This is a genomic window from Plantactinospora solaniradicis, from assembly GCF_042658085.1.
Taxonomy (GTDB): domain Bacteria; phylum Actinomycetota; class Actinomycetes; order Mycobacteriales; family Micromonosporaceae; genus Plantactinospora; species Plantactinospora solaniradicis.
This window is the reverse complement of sequence record NZ_JBHSPR010000082.1, coordinates 1-10,371: the sequence shown is the minus strand read 5'-3', so window position 1 is coordinate 10,371 and position 10,371 is coordinate 1. Positions and strand designations below refer to the sequence as shown.

13 protein-coding genes are annotated in these 10,371 nt (G+C 66.3%); 6 read left to right on the top strand and 7 right to left on the bottom strand.

The annotated features are described in order from the left end of the window. Window positions 1-161: 161 nt before the first annotated feature. The 4 genes from ACFP2T_RS43260 to ACFP2T_RS43245 form a co-directional block, all read right to left on the bottom strand. Window positions 162-731 carry an NADAR family protein gene (locus ACFP2T_RS43260; RefSeq protein ID WP_377432862.1) on the bottom strand — a complete coding sequence of 190 codons (570 nt, stop codon included), beginning with the start codon at window positions 729-731 and terminating at the stop codon, window positions 162-164. A gap of 284 nt (window positions 732-1,015) precedes the next feature. Continuing rightward, window positions 1,016-1,510, bottom strand: a complete 495-nt coding sequence (locus ACFP2T_RS43255; protein ID WP_377432861.1) for a VOC family protein — start codon at window positions 1,508-1,510, stop codon at window positions 1,016-1,018. A 4-nt stretch (window positions 1,511-1,514) separates the two neighbouring features. Next, window positions 1,515-1,856, bottom strand: coding sequence for a PadR family transcriptional regulator (locus ACFP2T_RS43250; protein WP_377432860.1), 342 nt, complete (start codon window positions 1,854-1,856; stop codon window positions 1,515-1,517). A gap of 33 nt (window positions 1,857-1,889) precedes the next feature. Beyond that, window positions 1,890-2,258: a glyoxalase superfamily protein gene (locus tag ACFP2T_RS43245; protein WP_377432858.1), complete on the bottom strand. Its 369-nt coding sequence runs from the start codon at window positions 2,256-2,258 to the stop codon at window positions 1,890-1,892. Between the two features lie 84 nt (window positions 2,259-2,342). On the opposite strand from ACFP2T_RS43245, the gene ACFP2T_RS43240 reads away from it, so the two are divergent. Further along, a complete protein-coding gene (locus tag ACFP2T_RS43240; RefSeq protein WP_377432856.1) occupies window positions 2,343-2,696 on the top strand; it encodes a DUF1801 domain-containing protein in 354 nt (117 codons plus the stop codon). Window positions 2,697-3,003: 307 nt separating this feature from the next. Here the strand turns inward: ACFP2T_RS43240 and ACFP2T_RS43235 are convergent, their stop codons facing one another. Further along, complete coding sequence (locus ACFP2T_RS43235; protein WP_377432854.1) at window positions 3,004-3,924, bottom strand: SAM-dependent methyltransferase; 921 nt, start codon at window positions 3,922-3,924, stop codon at window positions 3,004-3,006. A 91-nt stretch (window positions 3,925-4,015) separates the two neighbouring features. On the opposite strand from ACFP2T_RS43235, the gene ACFP2T_RS43230 reads away from it, so the two are divergent. After that, entirely contained in the window at window positions 4,016-4,660 is a 645-nt protein-coding gene (locus ACFP2T_RS43230) for a TetR/AcrR family transcriptional regulator (RefSeq protein ID WP_377432853.1), read from the top strand. Between the two features lie 275 nt (window positions 4,661-4,935). Then, the gene (locus ACFP2T_RS43225; protein WP_377432851.1) at window positions 4,936-5,154 is read left to right on the top strand and encodes a hypothetical protein; all 219 of its coding nucleotides are present in this window, start codon (window positions 4,936-4,938) and stop codon (window positions 5,152-5,154) included. A 654-nt stretch (window positions 5,155-5,808) separates the two neighbouring features. Here ACFP2T_RS43225 and ACFP2T_RS43220 read toward each other — a convergent pair. Beyond that, on the bottom strand, window positions 5,809-6,339 hold the full coding sequence (locus ACFP2T_RS43220; RefSeq protein WP_377432849.1) for a pyridoxamine 5'-phosphate oxidase family protein: 531 nt from the start codon (window positions 6,337-6,339) through the stop codon (window positions 5,809-5,811). A gap of 263 nt (window positions 6,340-6,602) precedes the next feature. Between ACFP2T_RS43220 and ACFP2T_RS43215 the strand changes: the two genes are divergently transcribed. The 3 genes from ACFP2T_RS43215 to ACFP2T_RS43205 all read left to right on the top strand — a co-directional run bounded on the left by ACFP2T_RS43215 (window position 6,603) and on the right by ACFP2T_RS43205 (window position 9,336). Beyond that, entirely contained in the window at window positions 6,603-7,133 is a 531-nt protein-coding gene (locus ACFP2T_RS43215) for a hypothetical protein (RefSeq protein ID WP_377432847.1), read from the top strand. Window positions 7,134-7,420: 287 nt separating this feature from the next. Continuing rightward, complete coding sequence (locus ACFP2T_RS43210) at window positions 7,421-7,786, top strand: hypothetical protein (RefSeq protein WP_377432846.1); 366 nt, start codon at window positions 7,421-7,423, stop codon at window positions 7,784-7,786. A 563-nt stretch (window positions 7,787-8,349) separates the two neighbouring features. Further along, window positions 8,350-9,336: a serine hydrolase domain-containing protein gene (locus tag ACFP2T_RS43205; protein WP_377432844.1), complete on the top strand. Its 987-nt coding sequence runs from the start codon at window positions 8,350-8,352 to the stop codon at window positions 9,334-9,336. A gap of 343 nt (window positions 9,337-9,679) precedes the next feature. On the opposite strand, the gene ACFP2T_RS43200 is transcribed toward ACFP2T_RS43205, so the two are convergent. Further along, window positions 9,680-10,054 carry a hypothetical protein gene (locus ACFP2T_RS43200; RefSeq protein WP_377432843.1) on the bottom strand — a complete coding sequence of 125 codons (375 nt, stop codon included), beginning with the start codon at window positions 10,052-10,054 and terminating at the stop codon, window positions 9,680-9,682. Window positions 10,055-10,371 lie beyond the last annotated feature (317 nt).

Below are 10,371 nucleotides of genomic sequence, written 5' to 3'. Positions count from 1 at the left end.
AGCTCAACCTGCTCCAGTAACACTCGTAGGGGAACAGCAGCGAACGCACTCACATCGGCATGTCCGGTCTTCGGTCGGCGCGGGAGGCCAGGATACGGAGCGTGACAGCTTCGGCTGATGGCGTCGCACACGGTCGGCGGCAGATCCGTGCTGTGCGGGAACTACCGCTCCGGTTGATCCTTGAGCACCTCACGTACCTGCATGAGCGCGAATCCGAGCAGGTTGAGCCCTCGCCAACGGCTGGGGTCGGTAACAGCCGGATCGTCGCGGTTCAGGCCGATACCCCAGATCCGGTCGACTGGGCTGGCCTCCACGAGGACCCGCTGCCCCGTAGCCAGCAGAAATGCCCGCAGCGCGGGATGCTGGCCGAACTTCGCCACGTTACCGGCCACCACGATCGCGAAGCGGTGTTCGCCCCAGGTCTGCTGATCGAAACCTGCGACGCGTCCTCCCAACGCCTTGGCGGCGTGGGGATGCGGCGCGGTAAGAATCTGCTCGGCCATCGCACGGTCACCGAACAGCGTTGCCTTGCGCCACATCATGTAGTGCTCTGCGGTGGCGAACCGTAGTCCGTCGGCGGTGAACGGCGCCGGCCACCACTGGCTCAAGCAGCCCGCGCCGACGCTACCGTCACGCTCGGGCTGGTGCCCCCAGAAGAACAGGAACTTGACCCGATGACCCTGCGCCTGCGCAGCGGCCAGGTCCGCGACGCTTCGAACCGATGCCAGCATGATCGCGAGTGTGCGCTATCGGCGCTCTGCGCGCCCCGCATTTTCGACCGCGACAACGCGCCCAAGAACGGACGGCGAGTCGGACGCGACGCCCAGGATGCCCAGAACCACCAGCAAGATCAAGCCACTCTTGGAAACCTGCTGAATGGTTGCGGGAACGCACTCTCATCGGCAGTTCCGGACGTCGACCGACCCGGAGGCCGGGCCACGGAGCGTGACCGCTCGGGCTGGATGGCGCGCACGGGTGGCGGCAGATCTGGGCAGCTGATCTTGTTCTTCGGACTTTAGGGTAAGTGGCCCGACCTTCTTGGCCGATGGTCCGTAGCGTCGGCCCAGCGGTCAGCGCGTTCCTCGAGTTCGGCGGTGGATAGGTCCTCGTGTTGGGTGGCTAGGGACCATCGATGGCCGAACGGGTCGCGGATGATGGCGTACCGATCGCCCCAAAACGCGTCCGTCGGCGGCATCAGAGCTTCGGCGCCTGCGGACACGGCGGTGGCGAAGGACCCGTCCACGTCGGCGACGTACAGGTGCAGTGTCACCGCGGTACCGCCCAGCGATTGCGGACTGCGGTGACCGTTTTCGGGGAACTCGTCGTGCAGCAGCAGCCGCCCGCCGTTGACGAGCAGTTCGCAGTGCATGACACGACCGTCCGGCCCGCGATTGTGGAGCAGTTCGTCGGCGCCGAACGCCTCGCGGTAAAACTGCACGGCCATGTCGGTGTCGGGTACCGTCAGTTGCGGGGTTACGCCGGGGAACTCCGTGGGCACGCCGCCGGTCATGGGTTCATCTGTCCTCGTCGTCGTCGTGTAACAGGGCCTGTGCGGCGTCGCTGGCGAGCACGGTGGCGAGGCGACGGGCCTCGTGCCGGACCGCCGCCCGTCCGGCCGCGGTGATGCGGTAGCCGCGCCGCCGTTCTGCACGCCGGTCGGCGCGCACCGCGTTCTGGTCGGGAGGGATCTCGACAACCAGCCCGTCAACCCGCATCCGCTGCAGGGTCCGGTAAAGGGTTCCCGGGCCCAAGATGATCTCTCCTGCGGTGAGTCGCTCAACGTCGGAGATCAACCGGTACCCGTGCCGTTCGCCTTCGGTCAACGCCAGCAGCAACGCGAACGCCGCCGGCGTCAACGGGTCACTCATTTGGTAGCCGTGGTCCGGCCGCTATTGCTGCGAGATGAGCAGTTCGTGCCCGTCCGGGTCGGTGACCTTGATGAACGTGCCCCACTGCTGGGTCTCCGGCTCCGTCACCGGCACGCCCTTGCCGGCCAGCTCGGCGTGCAGCGCATGCACGTCTGAGCAATGCAGCGTTACGTCGGCCGACCTGCCTACCCGATCCTGTTTGTCGAATGCTGCGGCGTCAGCAAGCACGACGCCGGTTCGCGCGCCTTTGGGCGCCACCTCGATCCACCGGCCCATCTCGCCCATGTCCGCGTCTGTGGTGAGCTCAAAGCCAAGCGTGTCCACATAGAACTGCTTCGCCTGCTGCTGGTCGCGGACGTAGAGCGAAACCGTGTTCAGATTGGTGATCATGCATCCTCCTCGTGGTCCTGACGATAGGTTGCGAATATATCCACGGTGGATATAAAGTTTCAACCGGCTGGTACGGGGAGGGTCATGAACGACGAGGTAGAGCGGCTACTCGCCGCGCGGGAGCCGCGGATCGCCGACCTGGGGCGGCAGCTGTGTGCGCTTGTTCTGCATGTGTATCCGGATGCGGTGGTCACCGTGGACAACGGCTACATCGGCTTCGGTAGCAGCAGAGGGTACAAAGGGCTGGTCTTTGTGGTCGGGCCGCACAGCAAGCACGTCACCCTCGGCCTGTCCGGCGGTGTCGGGCTGCCCGACCCCGCCGGCCTGATGGAAGGCACGGGCAAGGTGCACCGACACATCAAAATCCGCCAACCGTGCGACCTGGAGCAGCCGGAGCTGCGCGAGCTCATGACCGCCGCGCTGAACCGGCAGCGCTGACCACCCATTCGACTGGCCGGAGTACCGGCTGATCCCCAGGGCTCACCTACGCCAGACGGCACCGACCACTGGTCAACCGTCCGCTCCGAACCGACAGGTGACGTCCCCTCATGGGCACGAGCGCGCACGGGGCACCGATGATCGGAGCCGGAGGCTGATGCGCGCAGAGTGACGCCTCGGCCGTCGGCGGTTCGCGCACTGTCGGCGGCAGAAGAGTGCATTGGCGGCCTGCCAAGGTGGTCGACCGGGCGGACAGGCTCATTCGACGATCCCACGTGCCCAGCCGGTGGTCATGCCGGCGTACCTACTACATCGTGGTCTGGCTGAGAGTGCCGCTGACGTAGAGCACGTTGCCCATGCGCAAGCCGTCGTCCTTGAGAGGCGGAAGGTTGTTGGCGGCGAACAGGTCTCGGATGCTGATCCCGTTCAGCGCCCAGCCGCGGCCGGTCAGGTAGGGAGCCGCTTCATTGCGCTCACCGAAATATCGCAGCCTCGCGTGGTCGAGATTGAACCCGTGCGCACGCCAGCGGTCGGAGATGCGGTGCAGGCCTTCCTTCGTCTTGTCCTCGTCGCCCGGTTGCGGGTTGGGTCTGCTTTCGGTGGCCACCCAGCTTCCCGAGGCGCTGAGTTCGGTGATGGTGTCCAGCAGACGGTCCTGCGCTTCGGGCTGCAGGTAGCCCAGCAGGCCTTCGGCGCTCCACGCGGTCGGCCGGACCGGGGCGAATCCGGCGGTGCGTAGTGCTGTGGGCCAATCGTCGCGCAGATCGGCCGCAACTACTCGGCGGTCGGCGGTGGGCGCAGCGCCCAGCTCGGCCAGTGTGCGGGTCTTGAATTCGATGACCTGCGGCTGGTCGACTTCATACACCACGGTCCCGGTTCGCCAGGGCAGTCGGTACGCGCGGGAGTCCAGCCCTGAGGCCAGGATCACGACCTGCGTGATGCCCGCGTTGGTCGCATCGAGGAAGAACTCGTCGTAGAACTTGGTACGTACCTTGGCCCCGTCGATCGCTACATGATCGACCAAGTCGTTCGGGGGCAGTTCACCGGCCGCCAGCTGGGTGAGGACGTCGACGCCGACCGCCCGGACGAGCGGTTCGGCGAACGGGTCGTCGATGAGCGAAGGATCCGCGCGGGTCGCTATCGCCCGGGCCATCGCGGCCATGGTGGCGGTCGCCCCGACGCTGGACACCAGGTCCCAGGTGTCTCCGTCGTGCCTGCTGGAAGTCATGGTCCGCCCTATCGTCGCCGTGTTCTTTTCGATCAGGACTGCTCAGCGGACCGTAACGGACACCCCCGTGCGGCCAACTAAAGTGAGAGCGGTGACCGCTCGTTTGCCTCACAAGTTTCGTTCCGATGCCCGGGACAACCACGACCGGATCCTCGACGCGGCCCGCGCGGTGTTCGTCGCCGATGGCCTGGACGTGCCGGTCCGGGAGATCGCCCGACGCGCCGAGGTCGGGCCCGCGACCGTCTACCGCCATTTCCCCACCAAGGAGATGCTGCTCGCCGAGGCGTTCACCGAGCAGATGCTCGCGTGGCGGTTGGCGCTGCACGAAGGGATCGCCGACCCTGATCCCTGGCACGGCTTCTGCCTTGCGGTCGAGAAGCTCTGTGAGCTGCAAGCACGCGACCATGGCTTCACCACGGCCTTCAAGGCCACCTTCCCGCGCGCGATAAACTTCGCCGCGATCCGCACGTCCTCGCTGACCTCCGCAGCCGAACTGATCCGCCGCGTCAAGGACACCGGCCGACTGCGCCCTGACGTTGTCCTGGATGACCTGATCCTCATGATCATGGCCAACGACGGCATCCACGCGAGTACACCGTCAGCACGAATCGCGGCCTCCCGGCGCTTCGCCGCACTCATGATCCAAGCGTTCCAAGCCTCGCCCGTGTCCTCGCCGCTGCCGCCCATGCCGCGACTGACGCCTGCGGCGTCGGTACCTCGACACAAACCAACATAAGTGTTCTGAAGTAGTTCGGCCCGCCATCTGTATGAATGGACGCCACGGGTCAAGCCGCGATCTCGCCATGCCCACGATGTGCACGTAACGCACCTACATCAGCAAGATCACATGCACGCTCATCGGCACGACCGGACTTCCTGACACCTGGACGCGCGGTCGCTCACGGCTACCGAGGGTGTCGGGAGCCCTGGTGGTGAAGCGCGGTCGGCGGCAGGAGTGGATGGCGACCACATCGATTGTCATGAAGCCGAGTTCGTGCCACCATGATCAGCGTGGATGAGAAGCCTCGGTACGCGATCCGGCGCGGAGCGGTCGAGCTGACTCCGGGCCAATGGGGAGCGCTTGGCGGCATACTTTTCGTAGGTTCCGTCGCGACTGGCGTTCTGATCGCTATCGTCTCGCTGGCGGCCGGTGGTATCGCCATGGGGATCATTGGTGTTGTGGCTGCGCTCATCATTGGATTCGGGCGATCTGCTCAATCCGGCAAATGACCCTCGTTCGCTCGGCCGGGAGGTGGGCCCAGTGCGGAGGTGGTCACCGAAAGTGATTTCGGGTGGAGCGGCCGACACGCACGATCCGCGGCAGATCCGGATGGCGGCCCGCTTGGTAGCCCGGGAAAGATCAAGATCATGGGACGCAGAGCTGCCAGGTGGGCATGGTCGAAGGTCAGCACGATTCATGGGGCTCGTGCTGGGAGCGCCGATGCGTGTGCCGGTGAGATCTACTCCTACAGGTACCGCTTCTACGCACCCTCTGACGGTCTCTACGAGCGCTGTGTCGGCTTGGCGTGGTGCTCGAGCTGCCGTGAGTACTCCGGGACGATGGTGTTTGTGCCGCAGGACGAACGTGTCCCGGACCTGCTCGCCGAGATGCCAGCATCCGAGCGTGAGCGGCTGTTTCGAAGCGAGGTGAAACTGCTCGACCACCTTGATCGACTCGTCCGCCGGGGCTCTTGGCCGGGTCGCCAGCCGTGACCGGCGGACGTTCCCGACGAGCTGAAGCTCGTCCAGGACATCGCGGATGCTATCGGCCTGTCCGAAGCGAACAGGCCGCCTCCCGGCTTGAACGGTTCGCCCTTGGCTAGGCGGTAACGAGACCTCTGACGAAGCGGGTCTTGGACGCGCATCGGTTGGCCGTGCTGTGGATCAGGGCTGGGACGCCACGGTGAGCTTTGCGATGTCTGGGGCATAGACGGTCATCCAGTGCGGATGCAGCCGGTAGTAGACCACGTCGTTGTCCCAGTCGAAGGGGTCGTCGCCGTAGAAGTCCTTTAAGTACGCGAGCACGTCCGGCCAGTCCGTGGCCTGGTCGCCGTTCTGGGGGTTGAGGATCTCCACCTTGCCGTGTGTGAAGACGCCGAGGTCCTCACCGCGCATATGTGCGGCGCTGACGGCGGGTCGCGCCGAGAGATGGCGCGCCTTGGCGGCGTCGCGCGCCGTGCCGAAGTACCACTTGCCTCGCAGGAAGTGCCCGTCCACACCGCTGATCCGCGGCTCACCCTTCGCCGTCACGCTCGACAGAGCGAGGGTGCACATGCCGGTGAGGACCTGGGTGAGCTGCTCCGCGTTCAGTGTGCGTGCGGTGTTGATGATCGAGCGGAGGTGGGAGGTGGAGCCGGCGAGGGAGGCGTCAAGGAGGGCTTGGAGCTTTTCGAGATCTTCTGGGGTTTCGCGCATGGAGGTCCTTGTCTCTCCGTATCTATCTGTGCCGTGGTCCGCGCCTATCACCGGCGCCGACCGATGAACCTATGCTCCACCCAAATCCTGACACCTTGTGTCATATTTCTTCAACTGGCTTCCGGACGCCAGCGGGCCGCACGGCAGCCGGCGCGACGTGAATGGCTCCCGGCTGGCGACGCGCACGCTCTGCGGCAGATTCGGACACTAGGTGTCCTCCGGTGTGCCGCTCGAACAATCCGGTCCAGGTATGGTCGCGGACCATGGGCGCCGACGGTGATGCCGCACTCGCACGCCTGCTTCATAGCCTCGTAGCCGATCTGCTCAGATGGCTGGACGACTACCCGGACGATCAAGTCGACCCAGAGGTCGTGGCCTCGATCCGGCAGAGCATCGACTGGGTGATCGAACGGCTTCCAGCCGAGCGGCGCGACCGGCTTGCTTCCGGTGACCCGGACCCGGCGGCGTTGAAGACCGTCACCGGTCTCGTCGTCGACCTGTTGTGGTGGCTGGACACCTGCGAAGACGAGGAGGTCGACCCGCACGTGGCGGTGAAGCTTCAGGAGAGCAGTGCCGCCTACGTCGATGACCTGTCGGACGAGCGGCGCCGACGGCTGCTCGAGGTACTCGAGGAGTTGGCCGCGACGGAACAGCACGACGGCCGCCGGTACGAGTTGCGTTTCTTCCCGTACGCGATGGGCCTCGTCGCTGACGAACCCGATGTCGAGGAGCCGCCTGTCCGCGAGTGGGTCCGCCCCGAAGCCCGGACCGCCGGCCCGGCTGGGGGCGGGTGAAGACGCCGCAAACCGCGAGGGACCTCGTCGCGGCCTCGGGCCCGACAAGGTACTTCGATGGCATCCGAACATTGGCATGTTCGGACGTCAATCGAGATCGGAGGCTGGCCACGAAGCGTGACGACTCCGGCAAGCGCGAGGCGCGTGGACTGCGGCACGAGCGGACGCCGAGGCTGACGTGCGACGTCGGACGAGGTCCCGATATAGTCGCGGCCCCAGATCCGTGAAGCGTAGGGACAGTGATGCACAGGACCCTTCGAGCTATTGGGTACTGGCGTGGTTCGTCGGTGTCGGACAGCTTGCCGGACGTTCGTGACTTCATCGATGAGAGCGTGCCTACTGGTGCACGCACTGCCGTGGTTGCGTATCTCCGGTCGGGCACCTGGTTCGTCGCGACGGCAGAGCATTCGCGGTGCCGGATCTGCGGGGCGGCCAACGGTAATACGGACTTGACTGATGGCGAACACTTCGTGTGGCCGGAGGGCCTTGCTCATTACCTGGAGGCGCATGGTGTCTGGTTGCCGGACGACGTCATTGCCATCGCACGGCAGGGACTGGCGGGAGCGGTCGACGCCAGCGAGTTCGAGCGGGCGCTGCTTGACACCGGCGAGGTAGTCCTCGATCAGCAATGGTGGGCAAGTCAGCGTCGGTGATTGAGTCAACGCCGACCTTCCCCCCGAAACGCCGTTCACCGCTTGATCGAGTATCCGCTCATCGGCATTATGCGGGTGATCTTCGATCACCTTCGCCCTGACGGGCCGCATAACGCCTGATATGCAGAGTGATCGAGGCGCTGCGCGCCCAGAATTTGGAGCCTCACGATCACCTGCCTATCAAACAGTTGCGGACGTCGGCCGGCCCTGGGGGCCGCCCACGGAGCGTGACGGCTACGGCTGGTGGGGGCCGCGCACACCAAGCGGGAGATGCGGATGCGCGGCCGCAGGTCCCGCTTGGTGTGGCGGGTTGTGCTGCTCGTGCTCGGCACCACCCCGCGCACCGTCGACAGCGATCTCATCAAATGGGCCGGCACGTCCTGGACGTCGACGTCGAGGCTCTGCGCCAGCGTGTGGCCGTCTCTCACGACTGAATCGTGGCTGCAGCGGTCAGCTGGGCGGGCCGGGCTGGGCTTCCTCCCAACCGGGTCGCTCCAGAAGCGGAAATTCCGCTATAACGAGCATGCTGTTCCGCTGGCCGACATCGCCCTCTCGGAGTGCCCATGACAACGCAGTTGCGTGACCGTCTCGACCAAATACTCCAAGCTGGCCAGGTCGGCGGTCTGCACGCCGTCGCGGCGGTTCGCGGTGGTCAAACGGTGCTGGAGTACTACAGGGCCGGCGAAGATTTCGCCTGGGGCGACTCGCTGGGCGTCGTCGAGTTCGGGCCCGGGGTCCTGCACGACATCCGGTCCGTCACCAAGAGCGTGACCGTCCTGTTGTACGGCATCGCGCTCGGCGAAGGACTGGTCCCGCCGCCGGCGGAGCCGCTCCTGCCGCGGTTCCCGCAGTACCCCGACCTGGCGGCCGACCCCCGGCGTGCCCGGCTCACCGTCGAGCACGCGCTGACAATGTCGTTGGGCGTGGAGTGGCGCGAAGATCTCCCGTACAACAGCCCAGCCAACGCCGAGATCGCGATGGAGCTGGCACCGGACCGATACCGGTACATCCTGGATCGGCCGATCCTCGAACCGCCCGGCACCCAATGGACCTACTGCGGCGGTGCCACGGCGCTGCTCGGCCGACTGATCGCCGACGGCACCGGGCAGTCGTTGCCGCAGTACGCGCAGGCCGTGCTGTTCGCGCCGCTGGGCATCGGCAGCTTCGAGTGGATGACCGGCGCGGACGGAGTGGCCTCCGCCGCGTCCGGGCTGCGACTCGCGCCGCGCGACCTGGCCAGGCTCGGCGAGCTGGTGCTGGCCGAGGGAACCTGGGACGGTCAGCGGGTCGTCCCCGCCGACTGGATCCGCACGATGCTCCAGCCACGCCTGCAGACCAGCTGGGGCGCGCAGTACGGCTACCAGTGGTACATCGAATCCATCGAGGGCCATCGACTGCTGGCCGGCATGGGCAACGGCGGCCAGCGCCTGTTCGTCCTGCCCCACCTGGACCTCACCGCGGCCATCACCGCCGGCAACTACGACGACCCCGACCAGTGGCGGACCCCGCTCACGGTGCTGGAACGGGTCATCCTTCCCGCGATGGCTTGAGGCACCGCGCCCGCCGGTCAGCCCATCGGCAGGGCGCACATCTGGGCCGGACGTCAGCTCACGCGTGCGGTTGGGACAGCTTCTGCGTTCGCCGGAAAGGCACCCGCGTCACGGCACCCGATCGACATCCGGTCATCGACAGAAGCGGGAGCCGAGGCGCGTGTCGTTGGGTGGTCGCTCGTTACACACCGTCGCCGACCGGAACCGTCGGCCGAACCACGCCGTCAAGACAGCCGACAAGCGGAAGGCCGTCCGACCCCGATGCAGTCTTGTACGCCAAGTCGTACCCGTCTCTGCATCGGGCCTGCACGCCGACAGCTGGCCGTCGTCGCGCCTGTTGGCGTCACTCGCTCCGGCTCGGGTGTCCCGCTGGGCCGGGCTGTAGTCGCGTCCGTTCCCTCGCGGTCCCCGGCTGCCGGGGGTAGTCCGGCGGTAGGTACCGGTAGACCGAGCGCAGCGACTTGCCGATTCTCTCGGCAAGCAGTTCAGGGTCCATGTTCGGGTCTTTGCGCAGCCAGTAGGCCACTGCCTCCGCGGTTCCCTTGGGAACCTCCGAGTCCCCGTCGCCGCGGGGACCGTCCTGATCGTCGTCGTCCACCTCGTTGCTGGCGGCGTCCTGATCGTCGTCGTCCCTCTCGTCGTCGTTTCTTTCGTCGTCGTCGATGCGATCTCCAGCGGCGTATTTGCTGTCCTCGCCTTCGCCTGCCGGGTCCGCCACGGCCGGTTCGTCCCCTGACGGCACGGCGTGTGGCGGACCGGCCTCGTGGCTTTCTGACGGCTGCTGTTGATCGTCGTCGTTCGGGGCGGGCGCGGGGTTGCGCATTGACTCTGGTTTCGGCTCCTGTCGGCCATCGTCTGGCGTGTCTGCCGAGGACGGGGTGGGTGTCGGTGGCGCAGGCGAGGTGGGCTCAGGGGTCCAGGGAGCCTCGCCAAGGCGTTCTCGCCTGAAGGGGCGATGTCGCCGATCAGGACTGTTAGCCCGGGTGATTCACAGTGATCGTCAAGTTGTCGGCTCGTACGGCGTGTAGATAGGCG

Bases quoted from the DNA above. Each gene is read 5' to 3' on its own strand.
- ACFP2T_RS43260 (WP_377432862.1), bottom strand. From the start codon at position 731: ATGCTGGCATCGGTTCGAAGCGTCGCGGACCTGGCCGCTGCGCAGGCG.
- ACFP2T_RS43255 (WP_377432861.1), bottom strand. From the start codon at position 1,510: ATGACCGGCGGCGTGCCCACGGAGTTCCCCGGCGTAACCCCGCAACTG.
- ACFP2T_RS43245 (WP_377432858.1), bottom strand. From the start codon at position 2,258: ATGATCACCAATCTGAACACGGTTTCGCTCTACGTCCGCGACCAGCAG.
- ACFP2T_RS43240 (WP_377432856.1), top strand. From the start codon at position 2,343: ATGAACGACGAGGTAGAGCGGCTACTCGCCGCGCGGGAGCCGCGGATC.
- ACFP2T_RS43235 (WP_377432854.1), bottom strand. From the start codon at position 3,924: ATGACTTCCAGCAGGCACGACGGAGACACCTGGGACCTGGTGTCCAGC.
- ACFP2T_RS43220 (WP_377432849.1), bottom strand. From the start codon at position 6,339: ATGCGCGAAACCCCAGAAGATCTCGAAAAGCTCCAAGCCCTCCTTGAC.
- ACFP2T_RS43215 (WP_377432847.1), top strand. From the start codon at position 6,603: ATGGGCGCCGACGGTGATGCCGCACTCGCACGCCTGCTTCATAGCCTC.
- ACFP2T_RS43205 (WP_377432844.1), top strand. From the start codon at position 8,350: ATGACAACGCAGTTGCGTGACCGTCTCGACCAAATACTCCAAGCTGGC.